Origin of the sequence: Phyllobacterium sp. YR620, assembly GCF_900104165.1 — a bacterium.
GTDB classification, from domain to species: domain Bacteria; phylum Pseudomonadota; class Alphaproteobacteria; order Rhizobiales; family Rhizobiaceae; genus Phyllobacterium; species Phyllobacterium pellucidum.
The window spans coordinates 52,184-78,645 of record NZ_FNJP01000007.1 but is presented as its reverse complement, the minus strand read 5'-3'; the positions used below and the strand labels follow the sequence as shown (position 1 = coordinate 78,645).

Genomic DNA, 26,462 nt, shown 5'->3' with positions numbered 1-26,462 from the left:
AAGGCTGGCCCCTCGTCGATCATCGTTAAGGGTTGATCCATGAGAAAAGACCTTATCAGCGGCCTCGTTCTCCTTGCTGGCGCAGGTACCTACTATGCCTGGGCAGGTGAAATCGCCGACAGCACTTTGTCGGACGAGGTTGGCGCGGCCGGACTGCCGCATGTGCTTGCCATCGTACTCGCCATCCTCGGAATACTGCTTATGGGGCGGACGTTGCTCGCAAGCCAGGCACGGCAGGTGGCGGCGGGTGCGGATGACGATGAAGGAGACGCGCGTCTTCCGCGTGCCGTCGGCTTCCTGTTGTTCGGGGCTGCCTATGTGATCCTTTTGCCTTTCGTCGGCTACGTCATCGGTACCGCCCTCCTCATCGGGGGGATCGCGCTTTATGAAGGCGCGCCGCGCACCTGGGTCGTACCGGTTGCCGCCATTGGCGGCGGCATTTTCTACTGGGCCGTCTTCGTCAAACTGCTCGGGGTCCACCAGCCGGCAGGTTCGCTGGTACAGGGGTTATTCTGATGACGACGATTATGGACATAATCAGGCTTCTGACGGAAACGCCGCTCATCTTCGTTTCCATCGCCGGCCTCACCTGGGGCATTCTCGGCGGCGCCCTGCCGGGCATCTCGGCTTCCATCACCATGGCCCTGGTACTGCCGTTTACCTATACGATGGATCCTGCGCAGGCGATCGCCTTGCTCGCCTGCGTCTATATCGGCGCCGAGTATGGCGGCTCGATCCCGGCGATCCTGATCAGGACGCCAGGCACCAATTCTTCTGCAGCCACTGTGATCGACGGTTACGAACTCAATCGCCAGGGGCGAGCCGGCGAAGCGCTCGGCATTTCCCTGATGTCAGGGGTGATCGGCAGCCTGTTCGGCCTCGCAATGCTGATAATGCTAACCGAGCCACTGTCGTGGCTGGCGCTGGCATTTACGCCTGCCTCCTATTTCGGGCTCGGTATCCTTGGCCTCAGCGTGATTGCCTCGATGAGCGGAGGCTCGCTGATCAAGGGTCTTGCGGCTGCGACTGTCGGCCTGATGATCGCAACAGTCGGCACCGATCCGATATCCGGCGTGACACGCTTTACCTTCGACATACCCGACCTCTTGGGCGGCGTCGAACCGGTGCTGGTGATGGTCGGCCTCTTTGCGTTGACCGAGTTGATGAGCCAATCGGGATCGACCAACACGGCGCAGCTCAATCAGAAAATCAAGATCAAGCTGCCAAGCCTTTCTGTCATGAACAGGCTCAAGCGTTCGCAATTCATCGGCTGCGTCCTTGGCCTGTTCGAAGGGCTCACCCCCGGCGGCGGCGGTTCGATTGCAGCGTTCATGTCCTATAACGAGGCCAAGCGCTGGTCGAAGACACCGCATTTGTTTGGCAAGGGATCCGAGGAGGGCGTCGCTGCGCCTGAGGCCGCCAACAACACGGTGGCAAGCACCGCGCTCATCCCGCTTCTCAGCTTCGGCATCCCGAGTTCGAATTCGACGGCGGTCCTGCTTGGCGGCCTATTGATGCACGGGCTGATTCCTGGACCGCGCCTGTTCGAACAGAGCGCCCAGGTGATTGACAGTATTTATGTCGGATCGTTCATCGCGATCATTGCGCAAATCGGTGTCGGTATCGTCATACTTCCGGCCTGCATTTGGCTGGTCAATCGTCCACGCCCATACCGCGCTGGATTCATCTTCGCGCTTATCCTGTCGGGCATTTTCACGCTGAACAACAGCCTGTTCGACCTTGGAATTGCACTCGCGCTTGGTCTGGTCGGTTTCCTCATGCGCATCGCCGGATTCCCGGTCCTGCCGATGATTCTTGGCGTCGTGCTCGGCCATATGGTCGAATCGAGTTATCGCCGCTCGCTGGTGCTTTCGGGGGGTGACCACATGATCTTTCTTCAGGATCCCATCGCCGTGGCGCTGCTTTCCATCGCGCTCATATTCGTCGTTTTTTCGCTTAGCCGCGAGGTGCGCGACGCCCGCAAGACCAGAATAGAGGAAGCCCGTTCATGAACCAGACCGTTCCCCCAGTGCTGCCCGTCGCGTCAAGATTGGCGAGTTTTGCCGCGGAATGCACACCGCCGGCAACCGTCGACGCAGTCAGCCGGCGGCTCCTCTTCGATATTGTCGGTCTGGCCGTTGCCGCCCGCGGCACCGACTATGTCGGAGCGGCACTGGCAAGCGCAGTGGATGCCGGAAGCTGCACCGCTTTCGGTCATGAACGCCAGCTGGGGCTTTACGATGCCGCGATCGTCAACGGCACAGCCGCACATGGCGAAGATTTCGACGACACCTTCGAAGGTGGCCCGATCCACGCGGGCGCAGTGGTTGTCTCCGCGGTCCTTGCGATCGCCGAAAGGCGCGGACTTGATGGTCGCGCAGCCATGCGCGGCATCGCGGTGGGCGCCGAACTCATGTGCCGGATGAGCCTGGTAGCTCCGCAGGCAACGCACAAGGCCGGCTTTCATCCGACAGCCATATTCGGCGCGCCGGCGGCGGCCGCCGCTGTCTGTGCGGCGCTAGGGTTTGGGGCCGACGTGATTGGACGTGCCCTTGGAATTTCGGGCAGCCTTGCTTCCGGCATCATCGAGTATCTTGCAGATGGCAGCTCGACAAAGCGTCTGCATGCGGGCGCTGCTGCGCAAGCCGGCGTGCGGGCCGCCCTGCTGGCAGAAGCCGGCTTCACAGGTCCCATAAGCGTTTTCGAAGGCTCACATGGAATGTACAGGGCCTTTGCTCCGTCCAAGGCACCCGATTTCATGCCGTTGCTCGAGGGGCTGGGCAAGCAGTGGATCGTCGAGACGCTGGCATTCAAACCCTACGCCTGCGGAACCATGACCCAACCCTTCATCGATTGCGCCAAGAAGCTGGCAGCGCTCGGTATCGGGGCCGAGGACATAGCATCCATCGTCTGCAAGGTCGGGGAGGGCACGGTTCATCGTCTATGGGAGCCATTGGCCGAAAAACAAAGGCCGCCGAATGGGTATGCCGGCAAGTTTTCGACACCCTATTGCATGGCAGTCGGATTCCTGGATGGGGAGGCCGGGCTGGGGCAATTTACCGATGAGCGGGTCCGCGATGCCGCGATCCGAGCGCTGGCAGCCAAGATCTCGTACGAAATCAATCCGGCCGATCCCTATCCGTCGAACTTTACCGGCCATCTCAAGGCGGTTTTGAAAGACGGCACGGTTCATGAATTCCACCAGCCCTATATGCGCGGCGGAGCGCGCGAACCCTTGCCTGACGCCGAGATGGCGAGCAAGTTCGAAGCGAATCTGCGCTTTGGTGGCCTGGGGGAGCGCAGCATTGCGGCGCTGCGCGCATCCCTCGAACAAATCGCGGCTGGCGGTCCTATCGATCTGGCGGGAGCACGCGCATGAACACGGATCAAACAAGGCGGCGGGAACTCGACGGACAGGTGGCGCTGGTAACCGGTGCCTCGCGCAATATCGGTCGGGCGATCGCCCTTGCTCTGGCTGACGCCGGCGCCGGGATCGCCATTGTGGCCAGATCGGATCAGGCAGCGGCGGAGGCTGTTGCGCGCGAGGTCGAGCAACGGGGCAGCCGCGCCGTCGTCCTTCTTGGCGATGTGGCCAATGAAGCCGATGCCGACCGCCTTGTCGGGCTTGCGGCCGCACAACTCGGGCGCCTCGACATCCTCGTCAACAATGCCGCCATACGGCGTGAAGCCCCCATTGAAGCCTTGTCGTTCGAGGATTGGCGGGAAGTAATGAGCGTGACGCTCGATGGCGCGTTCCTCATGAGCCGCGCTGCGATCCCTCATTTACTGTCCGGCGGAAGGGGTACCATCATAAACATTGGCGGATTGACGGCCTACACCGGCGCGGTGCACCGCGCCCATGTCATATCGGCCAAGGCCGGGCTCGACGGCTTCACCAAGGCACTGGCCCATGAACTTGGACCGCGTGGAGTAACGGTCAATCTGGTTTCTCCCGGGATGATCGATACGAACCGCGTGCACGCATCGTCTGGCGGTGAGCCGGCGCACCACAACACCACGCGCACGCTGATGGGAAGGCGCGGAACGCCTGAGGAAGTTGCAGCTGCGGTCATGTATCTCGCGAGCGAGCCGGCCCGCTTTGTCACCGGCCAGACGCTGCACGTCAACGGCGGCGCTTTCTTACCCTGATCCGCCAGGGGTGTGTTGGATTCGAATACAGGCTTGATCCATGGGCGGTCCACCCTCCTGAGGGTCTCAGTGAAAGGACGGCATTGCCCGTGTCAGATCTTTCCCATTCCTTGCCGCCGCCGCGCCTGCGTTCGCTTTTCCTGCTCTGCTTCAAGATAGGCATATTGAGCTTTGGCGGCGGCCTGACCGGCTGGCTGTATCAGGGGTTCGTGCTCCAACATCGCTGGATCGATGAAGATGACTTCGCCAGCAGTCTTGCTATCTCACAAATGTTGCCTGGCGCGAATGTGGTCAATCTCGTCATTTGCATGGGCGAACAACTTCGCGGCCCCATCGGAGCGCTTAGTTGCGTCGTTGGCTTCCTCGTTGGCCCGTTCTTCGCCGTCATTGCGCTTTGTCAGGTGTTCGATGCTTTGGCAGGCTTTGCATTGCTTCCCGCCATCTCCGACGGCGTGGCCTTTGCGGCGATGGGTTTGCTGGTCGTCATGTGCATCCACGGCCTTCGGCGGGCCATGCGCTTTCCTCCCTCGGTTGCAATCATTGTTCTCACCGCATTCCTCGTTGGAGTGCTTGAGATGCCGCTGATACCGGTGGTGCTTGTGCTGGCGCCAATCAGCGTCGCTCTGTCTTGGCGCAGGGCGTGATCGTGCGGTTCGACACAATCGTTGCCATAGCCTTGGTGTTTGTTCCGTTTTCCCTGACTTCAATCGGGGGCGGCAGCGCAATCGTGGCGGGTATCCAGCACGAAGCCGTGACCGTTCATGGGTGGGTGAGTTCCCGGGAGTTCCTCGATCTTTTTGCTGTGTCGCGGGCGGCACCGGGTCCCGGTATGATGCTGGCAACCGTCATCGGCTGGCGCGTGGCGGGTTGGCTGGGCGCCGCAATAGCGACGCTCGCGCTGTTCGTACCGTCTTCGATGCTGTGCTATGCGGTGTTCAAATTGACCAACAACCATCGTAAGAAGCGCTGGCACCGTGCCATGCGCGAAGGACTGGCTCCTGTGGGCATTGGACTGATCATCGCCGGAATCATCTCGCTGTTCCGGCTGTCGCACGGCGGACCATCGGCCATTGCCATCATTGGCCTCGCCGCCGCCATCTTCCTGTGGATGCCGAGATTTCCGGTGCTCGGCGTGCTGGTTCTCGGCGGCTTGGTCGCTGCGCTCGCCGCAACCGGGTTTTGAACCTTAGGAATCAAGCTGCTTGAAGCGCACCAATTGGCTTGCGAGCTTGATCGCGTTTTCGAACGCGCCGGTATCGGCAACTCCCTTGCCGACGATATCGAATGCCGTGCCGTGCGCAGGCGTCGTAAACACCGTATCGAGCCCCGCCGTGACCGTTACGCCCCGGTTGAAGCCCCGCATCTTCGTCGCGATCTGCCCCTGATCGTGATACATGGCGAGCACCCCATCAAATTCTCCCGCAAAGGCCTTCAGATAGACCGTATCGGATGGAAACGGCCCTTTGCAGTCAATACCCTTGGCGGCCATGGCCTCCACGGCTGGACGGATAATTTCGATCTCGTCCGTACCGAAAAGACCGTTCTCTCCGGCATGCGGATTGAGCGCTGCGACCGCAAGGCGGGGTTTTGCTATACCGGCCTTGCGCATCATGGTCGTGGCAAGGACGATCGCCTCCTCGATGGCCGGTCGCGTGATCTGGTCGACGGCCTGGCGCAACGAGACATGCGAGGTAACGCGGGACATCCACTGGCCATCGAGCACGTTCATCTCGCTGAAATAGCTGTGATGACCGAGGAGATGGGCGAACATCTTGTGTTCGTCAGGGAATTTCCAGCCGCCATCGTACATGGCCCGCTTGTTCAGGGGAGCAAAGGTTACCGCATCGACCTCGCCTGCCAGCGCGAAGTCGATCGCACGGGCAAGCGTGTCTCCGGTCAATCGGCCGGATTCGGCGCTTGCTACGCCCGGCTCATAGAGCGAAGGATCGGTGTTGCCGAGGTCGATCAGCGGCACGGCGTTATCCGACCAGTCGACGGAAGCCGGAGACTGGTAGGTTCGATATGCAAACGATACGCGGGCCTGCCGTTTCCCGAGATCGAGGGTGCGAGCGTCGCCCACGACAACGATACGGGCCACATCGGCCATGCGCTGGTCATGGAGGATGCGGGCGGTCTGCTCGGGTCCGATGCCGGTACAATCGCCGGCGGTGAGCGCGATGATTGGACGTTCGCTGTTCATGATTTCCTCATCTGTTCTTCGGGCAGCTGGATGGCCTCGGCGATCGCACGACCGCAGGTGATGGTGTCGGCTCGTCCGCCCAGATCTCCCGTACGCAGCGCCGGATCCATAAGGACGCTTTCTATTGCCGTCACGATTGCCGCTGCCGCCTGTGGATGACCCAGATGATCGAGCATCATGGCGCCCGCCCATATCTGGCCGATCGGATTGGCGATGCCCTTGCCGGCGATATCCGGCGCCGAGCCATGGACAGGTTCGAAGAGCGAGGGGAACAGGCGTTCCGGATTGATGTTGCCGGACGGCGCAATTCCAATCGTACCCGTACAGGCGGGACCGAGATCTGAGAGAATGTCACCGAAGAGATTGGAGGCCACGACCACATCGAAGCGATCCGGATTGAGCACGAAATGCGCGCAAAGGATATCGATGTGATACTTGTCCCAGCGCACATCCCCATAGCGCTTGGCCATCGCTTCGACGCGCTCATCCCAGTAGGGCATGGTGATCGAAATGCCATTGGATTTTGTAGCCGACGTCAGATGCTTCTTGGTGCGGTTTTGGGCAAGCTCAAAGGCAAAGCGGAGAATGCGGTCGATGCCGACCCTGCTCATCACCGTTTCCTGCACGACGATCTCGCGCTCGGTTCCCGGATACATCTTGCCGCCGATGGAGGAATACTCGCCCTCGGTGTTCTCGCGAACCACGAAGAAGTCGATATTGCCGGGCTCGCGTCCTGCCAGCGGCGACGGCACGCCGGGCATGAGTCTGACGGGCCGCAAATTCACATACTGGTCGAACTCCCGGCGAAACTGCAAAAGCGAGCCCCATAGAGAGATATGATCGGCAACCGTCTCAGGCCAGCCAACAGCACCGAAGTAAATGGCATCGTGCCCGCCAATGAGATCCTTCCAGTTCTCCGGCATCATGCGGCCATGCTCGGCGTAATAGTCGCACGAGGCGAAGTCGAAGCTGTCAAATCTGAGATCGAGGTCGAACTTTTCAGCGACCGCCTTAAGGACGCGTAGTCCCTCCGGCATGACTTCCTTGCCGATGCCGTCGCCGGCAATAACGGCAATCCTGAAGCTGTTTGCAGTCATGAGAATGCGTCCTTATTCGTTGTCGCCAAGGATGGCAGCGCAGACCGCTTCCGTGACCATGTCCGTGGTCGCGCTGCCGCGCAGGTCTGGTGTGTGCAATGACGGGTCCGCAGTCACGCGCTCGATTGCGCGCATCAGGCGCGCAGCTGCTGCCGTTTCGCCAAGGTGTTCAAGCATCATCACTGCTGACCAGAAGGTTCCAACAGGATTGGCGATCCCCTTGCCGGTGATATCGAACGCCGAACCATGGATCGGCTCGAACATCGAGGGGTATCGCCGTTCCGGATTGAGGTTTGCTGTGGGTGCAATGCCGATCGATCCGGCAAGGGCTGCGGCGAGATCGGAAAGAATATCGGCATGAAGATTGGTCGCGACGATCGTATCGAGAGAGGCAGGATTGAGCGTCATGCGCACCGTCATTGCATCGACGAGCATCTTGTCCCAGGTCACGTCGGGAAATTCGGCTGCAACGTCCTTGGCGATTTCATCCCACAATACCATGCCGTGTCGCTGTGCATTGGATTTGGTGACGACGGTGAGCAGCTTTCGCGGCCGCGACTGCGCGAGTTCGAACGCAAAGCGCATGATGCGGGTAACGCCGACGCGGGTAAAGATCGAGACTTCTGTAGCGATTTCTTCCGGCAGCCCCCGATGCGAGCGACCGCCCTGGCCGGCATATTCGCCCTCCGAGTTTTCACGGACGATGACCCAGTCGAGGTCCTTGGCTGTTACGCCACGCAGTGGACTTTCGATCCCCGGCAGGATCCTCGTCGGACGGACGTTGGCATATTGGTCGAACGGTTGACATATGGCGAGGCGCAGACCCCATAGAGTCAGGTGATCCGGCACATCAGGGGCACCGACAGCCCCGAAATAAATAGCGTCGAATCTCTTCAGCTGCTCGATGCCGTTATCAGGCATGAGATGACCATGTTGTTTGTAGAAGTCCGATCCCCACGGAAATTCTGTGATCGCAGCCTGGAAGTTGCCGTCGCGGCGGGCACTCGCATCGAGAACGCGCAGGCCGGCGGCGACCACTTCCTTGCCTATTCCGTCTCCAGGAATAGCCGCTATCTGATGTGTTCTCATGAAAATAACTCCCGCTGCTGCGCTCCCACGATACTCCGATGCCGAATATTCGCAAGATTGTCAATTACAAACTGTTGACAATTTACCAAAAAGGGCATGAGTTCCTGAACCTGAAAGCATATGCTCGTCTGGACCAAAGCAAGGAGACATATTATGGCGCCGATCGAACCGTTATCCGCAATGCCGCCATTCGCTGAAGAAAAGGGAAAGCTCATGCGCGGCTTTCGCTATGAGCGCATTCGAACGGCGGGTGCCGAAATCAACGTCGCGATTGGCGGTGAGGGTCCGCCGCTGTTGCTCCTGCACGGCAATCCGCTGACACATGTGAGCTGGCACAGGATAGCACCGGCACTTGCCCGGCGGTTTACCGTTGTGGCTCCCGACCTGCGCGGCTACGGCGACAGCTCGAAACCGGATGGTGGTGAGGACCACTCCGGCTATTCGTTCAGGGCAATGGGCGAGGACAATGCGGAAATCATGTCGAAGCTGGGGTTCGACAGGTTTCAGGTGGCCGGTCACGACCGCGGCGCTCGTGTCGCTTTTCGAATGGGCCTGGACTATCCCGATCGTATCGAGCGCCTCGCCGCCCTCGATATCGTGCCAACCCATCATGCGCTGACAAATGTGACGCTGGGGTGGGGTATCGAGGCCTATCATTGGTTTTTCATGGCGCAGAAGGCGCCATTTCCCGAAAAGCTGCTCACGGCCGATCTCGCCTATTACATCGATTACAAACTCAACAAGAAGGGTGTGGGCCTCGAAATATTCTCCCCCGAAGCAATGGCCGAGTACAAGCGCTGCACCACGCCTGAACAGATACATGCTGTCTGTGAGGATTACCGGGCCACGGTCAGCGTTGATCTAGCAATGGATACCGCCGATTTCGGCAAGAAGACGATCGCTTGTCCTGTTCTGGTGCTGTGGGGCTCAAACAGCCATTGCGGGCGACACTTCAAACCGCTTGAAGCCTGGAAACCTTGGGCCCCAGATTTGCGCGGCTGGGCAATCCCAACCGGGCATTATCCCGCCGAGCAACGGCCGGACATTGTCTATGATGCGTTCGGCAAATTCTTTACCGGGGAAGAGCCGCTGCCCTTTGCCGCCTGAGCATCACCGCCCTCCCGCCCACCTTAGGTGAGCGGTGAGGGCGGGCGGCCCTTAACCGATTGCCGCCAGTATGCCGCGAGTCATGCCGGCGGTATCGGCAGTTCCCCGGATATCGCGTGTGCGGGTGGCGGGATTAGCCAACGCAACGGCGATTGCCCGCTCCATGATCGATGCCGCCTCGACAGCCTTCGCTATCCCGCGATTGTGCCCGAGCCATTCGATCATCATGCGGGCGGATTCGATCATGGCAAAGGGATTGGCAATGCCCTTTCCGGCGATGTCGGGCGCGGACCCGTGAGTGGCCTGCGCCATGGCCAGATTGCCTTCGCCGATGCAAAGGCCGGGCGCCATGCCGAGACCGCCGACGAGCCCGGCCGCTTCATCTGTCAGGATATCACCGAACATGTTTGTCGTGACGATTACATCAAAGCTCTGCGGATCGCGAATAAGACGCATTGCCATCGTGTCGACGATGACCTCGTCGACTGTGACGTCCGGAAATTCCTTGGCCACCCGATGGCATTCCTCGACGAACATCCCGCAGCCAAGTTTGAACACGGTGTTCTTGTGAACCAGCGTCAGGCGCTTCTTGCGCTGCTGCGCAATTTCGAGCGCGGCGCGGGCCACCCGTGCTGAACCGACGCGCGTGATAACCCGGACCGAGATGGTAACATCTTCGGTCGGCCGAAATTCGCCGGAACCTGCCACCACATTTCGGTCCGGCTGGAAACCTTCATTGTTTTCCCGCACGATAACAAGGTCGATGCCCTCGTGAATGGCGCCCAGCCCTGGAAAGGATTTTGTAGGCCGGACATTGGCAAATAGATTGAACCCCTTGCGCATGATCGGATGCGGATTGATCGCCCCCGGAACCTTCGGATAGGCCTGGTGTCCGATCGGACCCAGAATGAAGCCATCCATCTTGGCGAGGGTCTCCATAGTGCCTTCGGGAAAGGTCGAGCCGTGCGTATCCAGCGCGCTGCGTCCGATTGGCATCGGACGCCAGTCAATCACGAGGCCGGTCTTCGCCGCGGCGGCGCGGGTGACTTCGACCGCTGCCGGGACGATTTCATGGCCGATATCATCCCCGTTCAGTATCCCGATTACGAGATGGGCAGTCATCTGTGGAGTCCTTTCATTCAGATGCGGCGCCGAAGCGACGCGCAAGGTGTTCAAATATTCGAAAGCTGATGAGGATCGTGGTCATGACGACCGCTATTCGTGTGATCTGGAATGCTGTCACGGTTGTCGTGTCGAGGTGCATTGCCGTTGCCGTCAGCACCATTTCGGTTACGCCCGCGGGTGCAACAGCGAGGAGGCTCGTAACAAAGGAAAGGCCCGTTGCCGCCGAAAGCAGCCAGGCCAAGCCCATGGCGACCGTAAGCAGAAATGCCGTAGTTGCAAATGCAGAGAACGTCACCCTGGACAAGCGCCCAAGCAAGGAACGGCGAAAACGGCAGCCCAGCCAAATTCCGATGACGACTTGCGCGATGACAAGGACAGTCGAAGGGACGGCAAAGGGGCCGAACCCGAAGCCGGCCACGAGCCCGCCGATGAGCGCAGGAACGAGCAGCCAGGTATTGGGGATTTTCCAGGGGCTCGTTAAATACCCCGCAACGGCAGCCAGGATGTAGAGCGCAACAAGTGGCATTGCCTCGGCTCGGAAGGGTATTGGCACCGCAGTGATGCCTCCATCTTCCCCGAAGATGGTGACGAGGAACGGCACGACCGTTACGATCGATGTCACGCGAATAAGGTGGACGACCGCCACCGTGTCGCTGTCGGCGCCCTTCTGATGGGCAACCACGGCCATCTCGGCCAAGCCCGCAGCGGCGGTAGCAAAGAATGAGGTTCTAAGGTCGAGCGCGGCAAGTTTGCTGATCATGAAGGCGGCAATCATGGTCGCGATAATCATCAGGATCGTTGCCGCCAACATGAAGGGCAGCATGGCGATGATGGCGATGACGACCGTAGGGATGAACCGCAAGCCGATGGCAAGTCCCACAGCAACCTGTCCAAGTTCGCGGCCATAGGGTATGGGTGAAATCGGCGCGCTGAGTATCGACGCGCCGGCGCAAGTCAGCAGCGGACCGAGAAGATAGGGCAGGGGCATCGCAACCATCCTGGCAGCGATTGCCCCCAATACGCCGATAAGCAGCGCCAGAGCGACCCGGGCGGGAGCGCGGTCGAAGAGTTTTGGACCTTGCCCACGCCAAAGGGTTCCTGAATCGGGCATTCCGGGCCGTCTGTCAGCCGACCGCAATCAGGCGTGATGTCAGATCGTCCAATGACGCCAGCCGTTCCAGGCCGCGGACCAGTTCAACGATCTCGTCTGCCCTTGCGCGCGCCATGCCGGCGAACTCGGCGTTCTCGCGGAATTTATCGGCGACCTCATCATAGCTCATGGGGAAAGCAGGACTGCCTTTACCGAAATCTGCGCGTCCGGAAATTTTGCGTCCGTCCTTGAGATGGATGTCGATCAATGTCGTCATAAGGTGGTAGCCCGCTGCCTCGGCCTCGTCATCGATGACGAAATCGACCTTTTCAATCATTGCCTTTACGTCGTCGCGTTCGACGGCTGCATCTGTGAACTCGTTAAGACCGGCACGACCGTCGAGCAAGAGGATTGCCATGCAGAATTCCATCGAGAATTTTGCCTGCAATTCGTCCTTCGGCCGATGGTGAATAAGGGCGTTCGGCATGTTGGAATTCGTGCCGACACGAACACGTTCCACATCTTCGGCCCGGATGTCATGCTCCTTGATGAGCCGTAGCATCTCGGTCATTCCGGGATGGGTGAGCGAGCCTGAAGGATGCGGCTTGATGGAAATGCCGGGGCTCGCGAATGTCCACGGGGCACCGAGCTTGTTTAGGATCGCATTCTGGTCATATCCGCCGCCGGCAGCTGAGAAGAACCCCCGGGGCGCCTCGAGAATACGCGCAGCGGCAGTCCAACCATAGGACGCAAACTGCGCCGCTGCGACGCCGCTTTCGGAGGAACGACCCGCGTGGAAGGGCTTGGTCATGGTTCCGAAATTCTCACGCAGTCCGGCGGACTGGCTTCCTGCGATCGATAAAGCGCGTTGCGTGGTCGGCACGTCGAAGCCCATAAGCCGCGCGCTTGCCGCAGCCGCCGCAAAGGTTCCGCAGGTCGCGGTGGCGTGAAACCCTGTCTGATAGTGCCGGGGAGCAATTGCCTCTGCGATCTTGCATTCGACTTCCACGCCGAGATGATAGGCGAGCATCAGATCCTTGCCCGTGCCATTGACGAGTTCGGCTACCGCGAGTGCCGCCGGCAATGCCGGTGCGGTGGGATGCGTCAACAGACCGTAGACGCGATCCTTGGCCACGGCGAGCTGCGTGTCGTCATAGTCGTCGGCATGGATGCCGACGCCATTGGCGAAGGCCGCAAAGCGAGGTGCGACCTTCCGGCCGCCACCGATCACCGTTGCCGCACCATCGGCGAGGCCAAGGTCATCCAGGTGTTGGCGAACCAATTCGCCGCTCCTCGCGACTGAACCGGAGAGGGCGAGGCCGAAACCATCAAGTATCGATTTCTTGCCGAGCTCGATAACTTCGCTCGAAAGGTCGTCAAATTTCGTCTCGACAACAAAATTGGCAACGTACTTCGTCAGTTCGGCATCTGCCTGATTATTCTGGTTCATGCTCAATCCTCTTTTGGCGCTGCCTTGCGGCAATTCGAGTTTGACCATGCTGGTGAGATTGTTAATTGTCAACAGTTTTATGTTGGCAAGATAGTTGAGAAACGGGCACAAAGCAAAGCAAGCGTTCGCTTGACCAAGGGTGCGGTTTGGCAAGGGCTCTTTGAGCGGCGCGGGCTTCAGGTGCCTGTTGGTTGGCCGGCGCGGCGGGTGCGGACGATGCCGTTCAGAATATGCGTACGCGCCGCAATCAGGCTGCGTATCGGGTCGCGTGCTTCGAGCGCATCGACAATGGCGCGATGCTCCTCGTTTGAAATATGCAGCACATCGTGGCTCGAGAGCGCACGGTACCGCTGAATGTGCAATTCGCGCACAAAGCTCTGATAAATAAGCTCCAGCCGGTTATTGCCGGCCATGTGGGTGATCTGCTTGTGAAATTCGAGGTTGACCGGATAGTAGACGTGAACGTCGCCAAGTTTGACGATCTCGTCCATCCGGGCAAGGAGTGCTCGCAGGATCCCGATCTGGGCATCGGTTATGCGCTCGGCAAGGATCATCGCCATGCATCCGAAAACCCCGGCGCGCGCTTCCGAAAGGTCCTGCGCTTCGTCATTGGTCAGCGCCCGAATGAAGAACCCCCGATTGGGGATGATTTCGATGAGCCCCATCGCCGCGAGCGCGCTGCATGCTTCGCGGATTGGCCCCCGGCTTACGCCCAGGCGTTGGGAGAGACCGTTTTCGTTGACCCGTTCGTTGGGCTTGAGTTCGCCGTCGATGATCATCCGCTCGATCTCGGCCTGGACCACATTTGCAAGCGAGCGGGTGCGGAGAAAATCGATCGCGGACAAATTCTGTGGTGCGTTCGTTGTGTCGGTCATGAGCAAGCCATCGTGACGGGTCTATGAAACGGGTCCAAACTCAGTCCTTTCGAGTTTTGCTCCCAAGCTTTCGTTTAGCAGCAAATGCTTAGGTTGGCGACCCTGCTCGATGGCGGGGTCCACCGCGATTTTAGCACACGACATGCCTTAACCCCGCGCATTCATTTGCGATCCCCCGAGCACCGGCACCCGGTTGGCGACGAAAACGACGGCGAAGGAGGCGGCGAGCAGGATAATGCCGAGAACGCAGATCGCTCCGAGATCACCGCTCTCGTTAAGATCGTAGATGATGACCGAAACCAGCTTGGTATTGGCTGTAGTCAGCAAAATCGTAGCCGAGAGTTCGCGAATGGTGCCCACGAAAACGAAACACCAGGCAGCCACCACGCTCGTGCGCAGCAACGGTGCCGTGATGTCCCACAGGGTGCGCAACCGAGAAGCGCCCATGATGCGGCCGGCTTCCTCGAGCTCCGGGTGAACTCCCGAAAAGGCGGATGACATCTGCTGGTATCCCGCCGGCAATTCGATGGTCATGAAGGCGATCAACAGGATCCAGATGGTCCCATAGAGCTGGAATGTCGGGTTGGCATAGCTAAGGAACAGGCCGACGCCCAGCACGATCCCGGGGATCGCTACCGGCGCCGTCGCAAGGACACCCAAGAAGCGGGAACCCGGCACTGAACGGCGCGTAACGAGGTACGACACGATCAGAGCAATAGCGGTCACCGCCGTCGCCGTCAGGAAGCCAAGAAGGAAGGTGTTGCGCAGAGCAAGCTGCGTCGCCGAAAACTCGAACAGCACGAATCTCCAGTGACTCAGGGTCAGCGTGGAGAGATTGATCGGGTCGCCCACCGTGCCCGTAAAAGCCGTCTTGAGGATGGCAAGGTAGGGCAGGAGGATCGTCAGGCTGAGGATCGAGAACACGAATAAAATGGCTGCCCATTTACAGCGCCCGAGTTCCGTTACCCGCGGGGTTCCACTCTTGCCGCCGAGAACGGTGTATCCCTTCCGGCCGAGAATCGATTTCTGCGCGCGCAAAAGGATGATGGTGATGATCAGCAGCGGCAATGCCGCCGCAGCTGCGAGACCGAGACGGGGCGGAAACTGAAACAGGCTCCAGATCTTGGTGGTGATCACGTGAAATCCTGCAGGAAGCGCCAGGATGGCCGGCGAGCCGAACATGGTCAGGGCCTGCAGAATGGCGATCAATGTCCCCGCGAGCATTGCCGGCAATACCAGTGGTATCGTCACCTTGCGCAATGTGGTCATGGATTTGCCGCCAAGGATCGAGGAGGCATCCTCGAGATCCGACGGGACCTTGTCGAGCGCGTTGGCAACAAGGGTAAAGACGTATGGAAACGTGAAGCAGGCAATGGCGAAGATCAGGCCGCCGAACGTGTAGATGTTCACCAGATACTGGGATGAATCGAGGCGGAACACACTCCGGTAGATGATGTTCACAAGCCCGCTATTGGGCGCGGCAAGAATCTCATATGCGATGGCGCCGAGAAATGGCGGTGTAACGAAGGAAGCAGTCACCAGCATGCGGATGATGCGCCGGCCGGGCAGATCCGTTCTTGCCACCAGCCAGGCCATTGGCGTGGCAACGACGCAGGACAGCAGTCCCACGCCGAGCGCCATGGCAATCGCCAGTCCATATGCCCGCAGCAAGGTCGGATCGGCAACGAGTGCGATAAAATTGTCGAGCGTCGCCCCTCCACCCGTATCGCTACGAAAGCTGTAGAAGGCGAGCCAGAACAGTGGCAGGAGTACCAGAACGCTCAGGATGAGGGATAACAGAGCGAAAGTTGGCCATGAAAGGTCGATGCCGCTGCGCCGACCCTGAACCTGAGCGATACTGGTCATGATCAATTATGTCCCGAAATACTTTTCGTAGTTGGATTTGATGGTCTGGATCTCAGGCTCGAGTTTTGCCGGATCAGAATGAAGGATCTTGATCTTGGAAAGCGGGGTGCGCCCCTCCTTTTCCTTCACATCGGGATGGAAGGACCTCAAGCCGCCGAAATCGCTGTTGAGCTGCTGCGCATCGAGCGAGAAAAGATAGGCATAGAACAGCTTGGCAGCATTGGGATGCGGTGCCTGCTTGAGAACGGCCGCATTTCCGACCGCCAGCGGCGTGCCCTCGTCCGGATAGATGATCTTGATCGGCTTGCCTTCATCGATCAAACGAAAGACGTTGTATTCATTGCCGTCCACCTCGAGAGCACGTTCGCCCTGCGCAAGCTTCTTCGGCGGCTCGGTCGAGGACTGGACCTGCATGATGTTTTGCTTGCCAAGCTTCTCGAAATATTCCCAGCCGAGAAGCTGGCTGAGTACGAAGGTCGAGGTCATCACGGTGCCGCTATAGCCCGGATGTGCCTTCACCATCTTGTCCTTGAAGCGCGGGTCGAGCAGGTCTTCCCATGTTTTCGGCGCCTCTTCCTCTTTCATAAGGTCGGAGCGGTATGCAAGGACGGAAAGATGCGCGCGATAGGCGGCAAAATTGCCATCGGGGTCACGTTCGTCCGCCGGCCATTTATCCGCGACTTCCTGCGGCACCATGGGGGTGAGCCAGCCCTGGCGTTTGAAATATTCGAAATGCACAGCGTCGGATGTTTCGATCACGTCGGCATTGTAGATGCCGGTCGAATATTCCTGGCCGATACGCTGGAAGACTCGTTCCGATCCGGCGCGTTCCACCTGGACATCGATGCCAGGGTATTTGGTCTTGAATTGCTCAGCCAATTTCTCGGCGACCGCAACGTCGGTGGCCGTATAGAACACGACCTTGCCCTCGGCTTTAGCGGCAGCCTCCAGTTCTGGCGTAATCTGATAGGGGGCTGGCGCCTCGGCAAAGGCCGCGGACGATACCGCGAGCCCCGAAGCGAACAGCGCGGCAGACAGCGCTTTCTTCCACATGCGTAGTTCCTCCCTTATTGCGCGAGCGCCCGGCATTTCTCTGGCGGGAAATGCAGCCATACCTCCTGGCCGACCGGGATCGCGACGTTGACTGGCGCGACGGTGCGCACCATTTCTCCACCGGCGATGGAAACGAGGTAATCTCGGTGCGAACCGAGATAGATCTGCCGAGTAACAGTGCCAATTGTGGTGTTGGTGTTGGCGCCGTTCGGCTTGGTCGAGAGTTCAATGTCGTGGTGGCGGATCGAAACCGCCGTCTTTGTGGTGCCGTCGGCCGTGCCGTTGCCACAGCGCAGCACAAGGCCGGACTGACACAGGACGCTTTCCTTATCGTTTCGCGTTCCGCTGAGGATGTTGGTCCCGCCGATAAACCTCGCCACAAATTCAGTCGCGGGCCGCTCGTAGATGTCCTCAGGGGACCCTGACTGCTCTATGCGGCCGTCGTTCATCACCACGATAATGTCTGCCGTGGTCATTGCTTCGGCCTGATCGTGGGTAACGTAGACAGTCGTGTAGCGGAATTCGTCATGGAGCCTGCGGATTTCGAACCGCATCTCTTCGCGCAAATTGGCGTCGAGATTGGACAGGGGTTCGTCGAGCAGCAGTATTTCGGGTTTGATCACCAATGCCCGCGCCAAGGACACACGTTGCTGCTGCCCTCCGGACAATTCGCCCGGATAGCGGTCCGCAAGCTGGATAAGCTGAGTGGCGGTGAGGATGGTGCGGACGAGTTCGGTGACTTGAGATTGCGACATTCGGCGCAACTTCAAGCCGTAAGCCACGTTTTCAAAGACTGTCATGTGCGGCCAGAGCGCATAGCTCTGGAAGATCATCGACATGTTGCGGGCTTCGGGCGGGACGGTACCGCGCGATGAAGAGACGACCTTGCCGCCGACGCGTATTTCTCCGCCATTCGCTGGAGCAAATCCTGCGATGAGCCGCAAGGTTGTGGTTTTGCCGCAGCCGGATGGGCCAAGCAGGCAAACCAGCTTGCCTTGGTCGACCGACAAATTCACGCCTTTTACGACTGTCAGACTACCATAGCTCTTCGTCAAACCGTCGAGTTCCAGAAATGCCATCACACCTCCCAAGTGTTGGCGACAACGCGTTGCCGCTCCTTTGGCCACTGCAGGGAAGGTAGGCAGCAAATTGAAGACTGTCAACAGATTACTATTTTATGGTGCGATGAACTTCTTGTGTTCGCAGGCGCGCGCGGTGAAGCCGCCCGCATTCCGCTGCCGTTGATCCGGCACCACAGGGTATTGAGCCGATAGAAGCGGCTGAGAGGAGTCTGCGGCGATGCAGCGGCGTGGCGCCCAAACGGACAGGCCAAGATCGCCCGGAATTAATTCTCGCGCAAAATGCGATCCAGGGCTTTTCCGCGAGCCAATTCGTCAATGAGCTTATCGAGGTAGCGGATTTCGCGCATGGTCGGCTCCTCGACGTCCTCCACTCGAACGCCGCAAACCACGCCCGTGATCAAGGTTCTCAAAGGATTGGGACGAGGGGCCTCGGCAAAGAATGTTTCAAAATCGGTTTGTTGTTTAAGCTGAGCGCGCAAGGCAGGCGCGTCATAACCAGTCAACCAAGAGATGATCTGGTCGACCTCTGCCTTTGTGCGTCCCTTTTTCTCGGCTTTGGCAACATAAAGAGGATATACGCTGGCGAAGCTCATCGTATAGATCCTGTGTTTTGCCATCGACTCCTCCAGCTCAGCAACGCGACCGCGACCAACCCGAGCAAGGCTTGGAGTTTAAATCGCAATCGGCGTTAGCCAAGGCTGATCGACGGCTGCCACGCTGTCAACAGCCGCATAAACGAGGCGACGCCTTTGCTGGCCCGTGCATCGGTTCCGTCAAAGGTCGTCGACACCATTCATGATTCAGGCCGTGCGCTTGGGTCTCACACCGCTTTCGAAGGTCTGGTTGTCAGCGCCGACAGTGTGTGCGTACTCGCCTGTGACCCCGAGTTGGGGTAAAAGCAATTCCGCCACACTGAACGCCTCTTCAAGATGCGGATATCCCGAACCGATAATCGTGTCGATCCCGATTGCCTGGTATTCGCGGAGGCGGGCAGCGACATTCTCTGGGCTTCCGACGAGCGCAGTGCCGGCGCCGCCCCGCACCAGACCAAGACCAGCCCATAGGTTGGGGCCGACGACCAGCTTGTCACGGCGTCCGCCATGCAGCGCCGACATCCGCTTTTGCCCGACGGATTGCGAAACATTAAGGAACTCGTTCTGGGCTGCGGCGATCTGATCGTCTGTGATCCGGCTGATAAGGTCGTCCGCGGCAGCCCAGGCCTTTTCTTCGGTCTCTCGTACGATGAGATGGATGCGCAGGCCAAAACGAATCCTGCGGCCCTGGGCAAGAGCGCGTGCCCGTACGCGGCCGAGCTTTTCTCCAAGCTGGTGCACGGGTTCTCCCCAGCTCAGATAGACATCCGCATGCCGTGCGGCAACGTCTATGCCAGCGTCTGAAGAGCCGCCGAACCAGATTGGCGGATGCGGCGACTGGACTGGAGGGAAGGAGAGGCCGCGGCCGTGGGAAGAAAGATATTTGCCTTCGAAATCCGCTGCTTCGCCAGAAAGTATCCGTCGCCAGATCGTAAGAAACTCGTCGGTCTGTTCATAGCGTTCACCATGGCCGAGCTTGTTGCCGTCGCCCGCCAGATCCTTGGGATCGGCTCCAGTCACGACATTGAACAGTGCCCGTCCGTTGGAGATCCGGTCAAGCGCGGCAGCGTGACGCGCGAACATTGCAGGGGTCCCGCTCCCGGGGCGAAGCGCAACGAGAAAGCGAAGCCGTTCCGTCAGCGGCACGAGCGCCGCTGCCGTGATCCAGGCGTCTTCGCAGTATGGTCCCGTTGGTAGGAGCACGCCCTTGAAGCCCAAACGGTCCGCTGCCTGGGCGATGTCGCGCATATAGCCGAACGTCGGCGGGCGATGACGTTCGTCGCTGCCAAGATAGGGGCCGTCGCCGTGGGTCGGGAGATACCAGTATATGTCCAGTGGACCAGCAGATGCAGTCATGGTCTAAAACCTTAAATTAGAGTTTGCCCTTCCAGGGCGCGATACGATTTTCGAGAAAGCGCATCCCCGTGGCGAACGCGAAGGCGAAGATTGCGATGACGATGAGCCCGACAAAGACGACGTCTGTCGCAAGGAAGTTGGCAGCCGACATGATCATATAGCCCACGCCGGACTGCGCAGCGATGAGCTCCGCCGCCACCAGGGTTGAAAGGGTTGCGCCAATTGCAATGCGCACGCCGGTGAAGATCTCCGGAAGCGCCGAAGGAAAAATGATCGAGGTGAATACCTGATAAGATGTTGCGCCGAGCGATCGGGCAGCGTTGATGCGTTCCTGCGGTACCGAGCGGACGCCCGCCTGAGCCGCGAAACAAATTGGGGCGAACGCCGCCAGACTGAGCAGAACAATCTTCGAAGCCTCACCGATTCCGAGCCATATAATCATGAGCGGCAGGTAAGCGAGAGGCGGAAGGCCCCAGTAGATATCGATGGGAACACCGAGGATGCCCTTGACCCAGCGGTTGAGGCCCATGAGCAGGCCAACAGGAATGCCGAGGCCGATCCCGAAAGCGAGGGCGACGCCTATGCGTCCAAGGCTGGCAAGGATGTGATCGAGGAGGGTTCCGTTCGCATAGCCGTCCGAAGCGACGGCGACGGCCTGCACCGCGACATCTGACGGTGAGGGCAGGAATAACGCTGAGGCGAAGTGATACTTCGTTGCGATGATCCACAAGGCCAGCAATCCGATCAGGGTTGCAAAACTGATCACGGCGGTCCCATGCGTCTTTTTAATGCGACGCGGCTGCTGCGTCCGTTGTCTCTTGACTTCCGAAATGGCCACTGCGGGGTCAATTACTGCGCTCATCATGAGCTCCTCTCTGCAATCGCGGCGTAGTTATCAGGCCGCGTGTCGCTCGTTGTGGCTGGCGGGCGTATGGATGATCGAGCGTATTTCTTCACGTAATGACACGAACCGGGGATCGGCAAGGATGGGTCCGAGGTCACCGGTTGCTGCAAACGTCCTGACAAAATCGGCCTCGTAGCGAGCGACGATACGCCCAGGCCGTGGGGACATCACCAGAATATGGGTGCCGAGCGCCAGAGCTTCTTCGATCGAGTGCGTGATGAAGAAGACCTGCTTTCGCGTCTTGGCCCAGACCGTTGCCAGAAGCTGTTGCATGTTTTCCCTGGTGAGGCTGTCAAGCGCACCGAAGGGTTCGTCCATCAGCAGTATCTTGGGGTCGGTGGCGAGTGCACGCGCTATGCCGACCCGCTGACGCATGCCACCGGAGAGTTCATAAGGGGGCTTGTTCTCGAAATCCGACAGGCCCACCAGTTGCAGGAGTTCGCGCGCCTGACGATACCTTTCAAGCTTGGGCACTCCGCGGTAGCGCAAGCCAAGCGCGACATTGTCGATGACATTCGACCAGGGCAGGAGTGTATCCTTCTGGAAGACGACACCGCGATCGCCACCGGGCTTGTCGACGGGTGAGCCATCGATAAGAATCTGCCCCTCGGTCAGCGATTGAAAGCCGGCAATAGCGTTGAGCAGGGTTGATTTTCCACATCCCGACGCACCGAGTGCGACAACGATGGAGTCCGGCGGAATGTCGAACGAAACCCGATCGAGCGCGTGGATTTCCGTTCCGTCGGCGGCTTCGAACTTTACGGTGGCGTTGCGGATTGAAAGCATTGTCGAGTTCCAATGAGGATGGCGGCCGGCAAGGGGCGGCCGCCAGGCGGTTGCAAGATTTCAGTTGGAAGCGAGTGCGGCCGCTGCAAACTGCGGGTCGACGAAGTCGCCGTAGCCGTCTTTGACCGCCGTTATCTTCTTCTGCTCCTTGAGGAATGCAGCCGTGTCCTTCAGCGTCTTGGCGACGCTCCCCTTGTCCCCGCCGCCAAGCCATGCATCGGTGACCTGCTGCTCCAGCGGAACAACCACGGTGGTGTTAAGCCAGCCAGCGTTTTCTTCGGGTGTGCCGCCCTGAAGCTTGGCGATCAGCTTGATATTGTCGGACGCCGGGCCCCAGGCATCAGGGTGGTTGGCAAAATCGACATAATACTTGTCGATGAGGCCGACATATTTGGCGAGAAAGTCAGGGTTCTTCTTCGAGAAGTCGCCGGTTACGACGAGCGAGCTGAACACGGGCGCGCCGCGCTTGGAGACTTCGCCAGATGTGATCAAGACTTTGCCATCCTTTTTCAGCTCGGAAAGCGCCGGATCCCAGACGAACGCGCCGTCGATGTCGCCACGCTTCCATGCGGCGACGATCTGTGGCTGAGGCATCGCAATGACCTGAGCATCATTTTCGGTCAGGCCCTCCTGCTTCAAATAGGCCAACAACTGATAGTGGTCGGTGGAGACCGGAGCTGCTGAAAACTTCTTGCCCTTGAGATCAGCCGCCGACTTGATCTCCGGCCGAACGACCAGGGCCTCGCTGTCGCCAGCACCCGCCGTAATGTAGATTCCCTTGACGTCGAGGTCCTTGCTGACCGACGCCGCATAGGGGCTGGAACCGACGTCGCCGATCTGGACGTCGCCCGAAGCGATCGCCGCAAAAATATCGGCGCCGGAGTTGAAGCGGCGGAACTCGATATCCCATCCGGTCCCCTTGGCAAGTTCGCCATTGGCAATGCCGACAAGATATGGAACCGCGCCGGTCTGATATGCGATGACGACTTTTTTCGTATCCTCTGCATGCGCCGAGGCGATAAGCGAAGCAATCAGACCGAAAGCTCCGAGAACTGTTTTGATGCGCACGGTTGTACCCTCTCTATTTACCCATACGCCAAAGTGGCGAGGACGAGACGAAAGGTTTTCACAATGTCTACCAAGTTGGTAGACTATTCTTTTCAAGATTCGCGCGTTTCGTAAAACAGTCATCCTGCTGCGGGGGCGGCGCTCGTTGAAAACTGTTCGAGGATGAAGAAACCTCGACTTGGCGCGCCAGGTCGGTCTGGTAGGACTAAGGTCCGAACAGGTCGCGTATAGGTCTGTAGGACGTATAATTTCCTGATGGACGGCGGTTTAGTTGCGGAAGAAGACGGGCCACCGTGGCTCGCCGGCCCTTCCCGCCAAGGCGGGCCACGGCCTCCTTAGGGAGATTTGACCATGAAAATCGCTCAATCCATTATGACTGGTGCCGGAGTGATCGCACTAAGCTTTCTCGGACTGACTGCCAGTACCAGCGCTTCCACTCAGTTCGATTCACATCTGACCAAATCCGGCACGACCAACATGATCCTGATGGCCCGCAGTGGCTCGGACAATAGTGGCCGGGGCAGCGATCACGATGGCGGTGGCGATGACCACGGCGGCCGCGGTGACAACGGCGGCGGCGATGATCACGGAGACCGGGGCAATGATGACGGAGGCCATCATGGTCGCGGGGCCGATGATCCCGCAGGCGACGATCATGGCGGTCGCGGTGAAGCCAGGCACGGACGCGGCGCTGACGATGCGCCAGGGGACGATCACGGCGTCCACCAAGGCGTCCACGATCAGAACGATGATCACGGTATCCACCGGGGTATCCACGATCAGAACGATGATCACGGCATCCACAGGGGTATCCACGACCAGAACGACGATCGTGGATTGCATCAACGCAGGAAAGTCAGCGATCAACGTGTTATGCTTACAGGTGACGCCGGAATAGGCGTTTGCTGACAGTGGCTGACCTACGCTGCCGAAACACTGTGTCGTCGCGCCGTACGAAGCGGCGGCACAGAATCTGGCCAGACAGAGTCATATGAGGTGAGTTTTGAGTCGGGCAGGTATCCGTTCCATCGCGACAGATTGCAGAGCAGCCTCTGCAATCCGTGTCTCCTTGCTTGCCGTGGCCCTGTTGTCGGGGGTTATTGGCCCGACGAGTTATGCCTGGGGCGACAAGGGATCGGGTTCCGGATCTTCGGGAAGTTCCGGTTCCGGCTCAAGCGGAGGATCGGGCAGCGGTAGCTCCGGTTCCGGCAGTTCCGGATCGGGGTCGAATTCCGGGTCAAGTGGGGGTTCGGACAATTCAGGCTCCGGATCGAGCAATTCAGGCTCCGGATCGGGCGGTTCGCAAGGATCAAGTAGTTCGGGATCCGGTTCAGAGAATTCGCGCGCAAACTCAAGTGACAGCGAATCGCATGCAACACCCTCCCTTTCCGCGGGGCAGGAACGCGTCTATCAGGGAGGATGGACCGAGCGCATCCGTAACGGCCGTTATGAGATCTTCGACCCACAGGGCCGCTCGGTCATCAACAGGAAGGCGATCCCTGCCGATGCGCTCCGCATCGACAAAAGCAGCTCCCGCTAGGCCGTTTCAGGATTGCCAGCGCGCCTCGCGCAGCAACAAGGCAGCTTCGGTGCGATTGCGCACCTGCAGTTTCTGCAGAATGCTGGTCATGTGATGTTTGATGGTTTTTTCCTGCAAGCCGATTTCGCGTGCGACTTCCTTGTTGCTTTTGCCGTTGGAGACGAGCGTAAGGATTTGTTCCTCGCGCGGTGTAAGGGACTGAATGGCATCGGAAATGTCCGAAACAGGCTGGCTCGGCGCTACCGCAGCGCCTGAACCGCGCATCTCCGTAAGGATGCGCGCTGCGAGCGCCGGTGAAACATAGCGTTCGCCGGCAACGACATTCTGAATGATTTCGCAAAGGCCTGCTGCCCGGACGCCCTTCAGAACATAACCGTGGGCCCCGCACCGTAGTGCCTGCAACACATCCTCGTCGCTCTCCGAGACGGTGAGGATGACGACCTTCAACTCCGGGCTGGCTTCCAGAATAGTGAGGAGCGCACTCAGTCCGCCGCCCGGCATCGACAGATCGAGAAGCGCTACGTCAGGTCGCAGCTCGTTGACCAGGCGGACGGCATCATCGGCACTCGAGCCTTCGCCAACAACTGTGAATCCCTGCTCGGAAAGACTGACTGCAACGCCTTGGCGAAAGAATGGATGATCGTCAACGATGATGATCCTGATGCTTGCCGTGGTCATGCGTCCCGCCCTCCCGGTAGATGCATTGTAACGATCGTGCCGTGCCCCGGCGATGAGTTGACGACGAATGTGCCACCCAAACCTGCAAATCGCTCCTCAAGTCCGGTCAATCCGAGGCCCTTGTCTGCGTTGACTGGATCAAAGCCCTTGCCTCCATCGGCTACTGTCGCGCTTAGCCCGTCATTTGACGATACGACGGTGACCTTCTGGCCTATCCCGTTCGCATGGCGAAACGCATTGTTGAGGCTTTCCTGGACAAATCTATAGAGGCCTATCTTCTCGGCCTGGTTCAATTCCGGGAGGTTGTCACCGCACGTGAATTCAACGCTCGTTCTGGTTCTGCTTTCATGCGCCTTGATCACGCGCATGCAAATCTCCCGTGTTTCGAGATCATCGAGTTCCGGCAGCATCAGTCCATGACAGATATTGCGGACCTCCTGCAGTGCTTCCTCGAGCGAAGTCGTGACTGTTTCGAGGTCAGGGCCCATCACCGATCCCTTTGTTGCAGTTTCGAGCCGCAGACAGGCGAAAGCGATGAGTTGGGCGGGACCATCGTGCAGATCAGCGGAGATGCGGCGAAGATATCGCTCATTGAGCGCCGCGGTGCGGTGCGCGGCCTGCTCGGCTCGCAATCGAAGCGCCCGATTTGAATTCAGCAGACGATTGAGTTCGTCGAACCTGTCTCTCAAGATCGCGGCTTGCCGTGTGATCAGGCGACTGCCGCGCGCCACGATCCCGAAAAGCACCCCGAGCATGGCAAGTGTGACCAGACCGACGACAATCCAGCTGCGCAGGCGGGCGCGGTTCAGATCGGCTTTCAGGTCCGTGGCGATCTCATAAAATTCCGCAACGCCGATCACCCTGCCGGACCATGGTTGCCGGATGGGACTGTAGATTTCGAGGAGCGGAATTCCCTTGGCGCGTTCGGGCGCATTTTCAGCGCTGTCGAGTTTGTCGAATTCCGCCTGAACCGTGCCCGCGAAAGCTCCCTGCAAACGATCGCTGATTGGAAAACGGCGACCGACGATTTCAGGTTGATTGCTGAACACTACGCTCCCATCCGGCTTCCACACTTTGAAGGAAACAATCTTGTCGCCTAGCACGCCCTGGCCAAGTGTCTCCGTTAATGCCAGGCGCGCACCTTCCCCAAGAGTGTCCGAGTCGGCAAGTTCCTGGGTGAGGGGTGCGATGATACTATCGACATAGAGCGCGGTGGCGGACGCCGCATTGCGGGTAACGGACTCCTCGATGCGGGAGGTGACCCAGAAGGCAATGATGGCCATGCCTACGATCAGCACGGCGCTCGCAGCGAGGATGAACTGACGGGCAAGCGTCATTCCACCGAATAATTCGG

Annotated in this window: 26 protein-coding genes; 7 read left to right on the top strand and 19 right to left on the bottom strand. The window is 59.3% G+C overall.

The genetic code is table 11. The features are described from left to right. Nucleotides 1–39: 39 nt before the first annotated feature. The 6 genes from BLR72_RS20170 to BLR72_RS20145 all read left to right on the top strand — a co-directional run bounded on the left by BLR72_RS20170 (nucleotide 40) and on the right by BLR72_RS20145 (nucleotide 5,332). Complete coding sequence (locus BLR72_RS20170; protein ID WP_091951446.1) at nucleotides 40–516, top strand: tripartite tricarboxylate transporter TctB family protein; 477 nt, start codon at nucleotides 40–42, stop codon at nucleotides 514–516. After that, a complete protein-coding gene (locus tag BLR72_RS20165; protein WP_091951444.1) occupies nucleotides 516–2,012 on the top strand; it encodes a tripartite tricarboxylate transporter permease in 1,497 nt (498 codons plus the stop codon). Before BLR72_RS20170 ends, BLR72_RS20165 begins: the two co-directional genes overlap by 1 nt. Beyond that, the gene (locus BLR72_RS20160) at nucleotides 2,009–3,379 is read left to right on the top strand and encodes an MmgE/PrpD family protein (RefSeq protein ID WP_091951442.1); all 1,371 of its coding nucleotides are present in this window, start codon (nucleotides 2,009–2,011) and stop codon (nucleotides 3,377–3,379) included. The genes BLR72_RS20165 and BLR72_RS20160 overlap by 4 nt, the downstream gene beginning before the upstream one ends. Beyond that, a complete protein-coding gene (fabG, locus tag BLR72_RS20155; RefSeq protein ID WP_091951440.1) occupies nucleotides 3,376–4,149 on the top strand; it encodes an SDR family NAD(P)-dependent oxidoreductase in 774 nt (257 codons plus the stop codon). Before BLR72_RS20160 ends, fabG begins: the two co-directional genes overlap by 4 nt. 89 nt (nucleotides 4,150–4,238) lie before the next feature. After that, nucleotides 4,239–4,793 carry a chromate transporter gene (locus tag BLR72_RS20150; RefSeq protein WP_175492420.1) on the top strand — a complete coding sequence of 185 codons (555 nt, stop codon included), beginning with the start codon at nucleotides 4,239–4,241 and terminating at the stop codon, nucleotides 4,791–4,793. Between the two features lie 2 nt (nucleotides 4,794–4,795). Next, nucleotides 4,796–5,332, top strand: coding sequence for a chromate transporter (locus BLR72_RS20145; RefSeq protein ID WP_091951672.1), 537 nt, complete (start codon nucleotides 4,796–4,798; stop codon nucleotides 5,330–5,332). Nucleotides 5,333–5,335: 3 nt separating this feature from the next. On the opposite strand, the gene BLR72_RS20140 is transcribed toward BLR72_RS20145, so the two are convergent. Genes BLR72_RS20140 through BLR72_RS20130 form a run of 3 tightly spaced genes read right to left on the bottom strand, consistent with a single transcriptional unit; the run spans nucleotide 5,336 to nucleotide 8,535 of the window. Then, nucleotides 5,336–6,349, bottom strand: coding sequence for a PdxA family dehydrogenase (locus BLR72_RS20140; protein ID WP_091951436.1), 1,014 nt, complete (start codon nucleotides 6,347–6,349; stop codon nucleotides 5,336–5,338). After that, on the bottom strand, nucleotides 6,346–7,446 hold the full coding sequence (locus BLR72_RS20135) for a tartrate dehydrogenase (protein ID WP_091951434.1): 1,101 nt from the start codon (nucleotides 7,444–7,446) through the stop codon (nucleotides 6,346–6,348). The genes BLR72_RS20140 and BLR72_RS20135 overlap by 4 nt, the downstream gene beginning before the upstream one ends. A 12-nt stretch (nucleotides 7,447–7,458) precedes the next feature. Next, the gene (locus BLR72_RS20130; RefSeq protein WP_091951432.1) at nucleotides 7,459–8,535 is read right to left on the bottom strand and encodes a tartrate dehydrogenase; all 1,077 of its coding nucleotides are present in this window, start codon (nucleotides 8,533–8,535) and stop codon (nucleotides 7,459–7,461) included. 153 nt (nucleotides 8,536–8,688) lie between these two features. On the opposite strand from BLR72_RS20130, the gene BLR72_RS20125 reads away from it, so the two are divergent. Continuing rightward, the gene (locus tag BLR72_RS20125) at nucleotides 8,689–9,642 is read left to right on the top strand and encodes an alpha/beta fold hydrolase (protein WP_244506778.1); all 954 of its coding nucleotides are present in this window, start codon (nucleotides 8,689–8,691) and stop codon (nucleotides 9,640–9,642) included. 51 nt (nucleotides 9,643–9,693) lie between these two features. Here the strand turns inward: BLR72_RS20125 and BLR72_RS20120 are convergent, their stop codons facing one another. The 16 genes from BLR72_RS20120 to BLR72_RS20050 form a co-directional block, all read right to left on the bottom strand. Beyond that, nucleotides 9,694–10,764: an isocitrate/isopropylmalate dehydrogenase family protein gene (locus BLR72_RS20120; protein ID WP_091951428.1), complete on the bottom strand. Its 1,071-nt coding sequence runs from the start codon at nucleotides 10,762–10,764 to the stop codon at nucleotides 9,694–9,696. A gap of 13 nt (nucleotides 10,765–10,777) precedes the next feature. Continuing rightward, complete coding sequence (locus BLR72_RS20115) at nucleotides 10,778–11,878, bottom strand: AbrB family transcriptional regulator (RefSeq protein ID WP_091951427.1); 1,101 nt, start codon at nucleotides 11,876–11,878, stop codon at nucleotides 10,778–10,780. Between the two features lie 13 nt (nucleotides 11,879–11,891). Further along, a complete protein-coding gene (locus BLR72_RS20110) occupies nucleotides 11,892–13,307 on the bottom strand; it encodes an MmgE/PrpD family protein (RefSeq protein WP_175492419.1) in 1,416 nt (471 codons plus the stop codon). A gap of 176 nt (nucleotides 13,308–13,483) precedes the next feature. Continuing rightward, entirely contained in the window at nucleotides 13,484–14,182 is a 699-nt protein-coding gene (locus BLR72_RS20105; RefSeq protein ID WP_091951425.1) for an FCD domain-containing protein, read from the bottom strand. A 147-nt stretch (nucleotides 14,183–14,329) separates the two neighbouring features. Continuing rightward, nucleotides 14,330–16,048 carry an ABC transporter permease gene (locus tag BLR72_RS20100; RefSeq protein ID WP_091951668.1) on the bottom strand — a complete coding sequence of 573 codons (1,719 nt, stop codon included), beginning with the start codon at nucleotides 16,046–16,048 and terminating at the stop codon, nucleotides 14,330–14,332. Nucleotides 16,049–16,054: 6 nt separating this feature from the next. Continuing rightward, nucleotides 16,055–17,101, bottom strand: a complete 1,047-nt coding sequence (locus BLR72_RS20095) for an ABC transporter substrate-binding protein (RefSeq protein WP_027232720.1) — start codon at nucleotides 17,099–17,101, stop codon at nucleotides 16,055–16,057. A gap of 14 nt (nucleotides 17,102–17,115) precedes the next feature. Continuing rightward, nucleotides 17,116–18,180, bottom strand: coding sequence for an ABC transporter ATP-binding protein (locus tag BLR72_RS20090; RefSeq protein ID WP_091951423.1), 1,065 nt, complete (start codon nucleotides 18,178–18,180; stop codon nucleotides 17,116–17,118). 266 nt (nucleotides 18,181–18,446) lie between these two features. Beyond that, nucleotides 18,447–18,800: a DUF2200 domain-containing protein gene (locus tag BLR72_RS20085; RefSeq protein ID WP_091951421.1), complete on the bottom strand. Its 354-nt coding sequence runs from the start codon at nucleotides 18,798–18,800 to the stop codon at nucleotides 18,447–18,449. A gap of 183 nt (nucleotides 18,801–18,983) precedes the next feature. Next, nucleotides 18,984–20,132, bottom strand: coding sequence for an FMNH2-dependent alkanesulfonate monooxygenase (gene ssuD, locus BLR72_RS20080; protein ID WP_091951419.1), 1,149 nt, complete (start codon nucleotides 20,130–20,132; stop codon nucleotides 18,984–18,986). Nucleotides 20,133–20,148: 16 nt separating this feature from the next. Beyond that, nucleotides 20,149–20,994: an ABC transporter permease subunit gene (locus tag BLR72_RS20075; RefSeq protein ID WP_091951417.1), complete on the bottom strand. Its 846-nt coding sequence runs from the start codon at nucleotides 20,992–20,994 to the stop codon at nucleotides 20,149–20,151. 33 nt (nucleotides 20,995–21,027) lie between these two features. Then, nucleotides 21,028–21,822 carry a taurine ABC transporter ATP-binding protein gene (locus BLR72_RS20070; RefSeq protein WP_091951415.1) on the bottom strand — a complete coding sequence of 265 codons (795 nt, stop codon included), beginning with the start codon at nucleotides 21,820–21,822 and terminating at the stop codon, nucleotides 21,028–21,030. Nucleotides 21,823–21,882: 60 nt separating this feature from the next. Then, entirely contained in the window at nucleotides 21,883–22,890 is a 1,008-nt protein-coding gene (locus BLR72_RS20065) for a taurine ABC transporter substrate-binding protein (RefSeq protein WP_051615203.1), read from the bottom strand. Between the two features lie 447 nt (nucleotides 22,891–23,337). Continuing rightward, nucleotides 23,338–23,757, bottom strand: coding sequence for a hypothetical protein (locus BLR72_RS22580; protein WP_027232727.1), 420 nt, complete (start codon nucleotides 23,755–23,757; stop codon nucleotides 23,338–23,340). Between the two features lie 246 nt (nucleotides 23,758–24,003). Next, a complete protein-coding gene (locus tag BLR72_RS22575) occupies nucleotides 24,004–24,147 on the bottom strand; it encodes a hypothetical protein (RefSeq protein ID WP_155810924.1) in 144 nt (47 codons plus the stop codon). A 289-nt stretch (nucleotides 24,148–24,436) separates the two neighbouring features. Then, nucleotides 24,437–25,108: a response regulator gene (locus BLR72_RS20055; RefSeq protein ID WP_091951411.1), complete on the bottom strand. Its 672-nt coding sequence runs from the start codon at nucleotides 25,106–25,108 to the stop codon at nucleotides 24,437–24,439. Next, nucleotides 25,105–26,445 (bottom strand): sensor histidine kinase, encoded by a 1,341-nt coding sequence (locus BLR72_RS20050; RefSeq protein ID WP_091951409.1) that lies wholly within the window; start codon nucleotides 26,443–26,445, stop codon nucleotides 25,105–25,107. Before BLR72_RS20050 ends, BLR72_RS20055 begins: the two co-directional genes overlap by 4 nt. Nucleotides 26,446–26,462 lie beyond the last annotated feature (17 nt).

Bases quoted from the DNA above. Each gene is read 5' to 3' on its own strand.
- BLR72_RS20075 (WP_091951417.1), bottom strand. From the start codon at position 20,994: ATGAGCGCAGTAATTGACCCCGCAGTGGCCATTTCGGAAGTCAAGAGA.
- BLR72_RS20140 (WP_091951436.1), bottom strand. From the start codon at position 6,349: ATGAACAGCGAACGTCCAATCATCGCGCTCACCGCCGGCGATTGTACC.
- BLR72_RS20125 (WP_244506778.1), top strand. From the start codon at position 8,689: ATGGCGCCGATCGAACCGTTATCCGCAATGCCGCCATTCGCTGAAGAA.
- BLR72_RS20095 (WP_027232720.1), bottom strand. From the start codon at position 17,101: ATGTGGAAGAAAGCGCTGTCTGCCGCGCTGTTCGCTTCGGGGCTCGCG.
- BLR72_RS20170 (WP_091951446.1), top strand. From the start codon at position 40: ATGAGAAAAGACCTTATCAGCGGCCTCGTTCTCCTTGCTGGCGCAGGT.
- BLR72_RS20070 (WP_091951415.1), bottom strand. From the start codon at position 21,822: ATGCTTTCAATCCGCAACGCCACCGTAAAGTTCGAAGCCGCCGACGGA.
- BLR72_RS20085 (WP_091951421.1), bottom strand. From the start codon at position 18,800: ATGGCAAAACACAGGATCTATACGATGAGCTTCGCCAGCGTATATCCT.
- BLR72_RS20110 (WP_175492419.1), bottom strand. From the start codon at position 13,307: ATGAACCAGAATAATCAGGCAGATGCCGAACTGACGAAGTACGTTGCC.
- BLR72_RS20100 (WP_091951668.1), bottom strand. From the start codon at position 16,048: ATGACCAGTATCGCTCAGGTTCAGGGTCGGCGCAGCGGCATCGACCTT.
- BLR72_RS20055 (WP_091951411.1), bottom strand. From the start codon at position 25,108: ATGACCACGGCAAGCATCAGGATCATCATCGTTGACGATCATCCATTC.
- BLR72_RS20115 (WP_091951427.1), bottom strand. From the start codon at position 11,878: ATGCCCGATTCAGGAACCCTTTGGCGTGGGCAAGGTCCAAAACTCTTC.
- BLR72_RS20090 (WP_091951423.1), bottom strand. From the start codon at position 18,180: ATGGCATTTCTGGAACTCGACGGTTTGACGAAGAGCTATGGTAGTCTG.
- BLR72_RS20050 (WP_091951409.1), bottom strand. From the start codon at position 26,445: ATGACGCTTGCCCGTCAGTTCATCCTCGCTGCGAGCGCCGTGCTGATC.
- BLR72_RS20105 (WP_091951425.1), bottom strand. From the start codon at position 14,182: ATGACCGACACAACGAACGCACCACAGAATTTGTCCGCGATCGATTTT.
- BLR72_RS20130 (WP_091951432.1), bottom strand. From the start codon at position 8,535: ATGAGAACACATCAGATAGCGGCTATTCCTGGAGACGGAATAGGCAAG.
- ssuD (WP_091951419.1), bottom strand. From the start codon at position 20,132: ATGACTGCATCTGCTGGTCCACTGGACATATACTGGTATCTCCCGACC.
- BLR72_RS20160 (WP_091951442.1), top strand. From the start codon at position 2,009: ATGAACCAGACCGTTCCCCCAGTGCTGCCCGTCGCGTCAAGATTGGCG.
- BLR72_RS20165 (WP_091951444.1), top strand. From the start codon at position 516: ATGACGACGATTATGGACATAATCAGGCTTCTGACGGAAACGCCGCTC.
- BLR72_RS20135 (WP_091951434.1), bottom strand. From the start codon at position 7,446: ATGACTGCAAACAGCTTCAGGATTGCCGTTATTGCCGGCGACGGCATC.
- BLR72_RS20120 (WP_091951428.1), bottom strand. From the start codon at position 10,764: ATGACTGCCCATCTCGTAATCGGGATACTGAACGGGGATGATATCGGC.
- fabG (WP_091951440.1), top strand. From the start codon at position 3,376: ATGAACACGGATCAAACAAGGCGGCGGGAACTCGACGGACAGGTGGCG.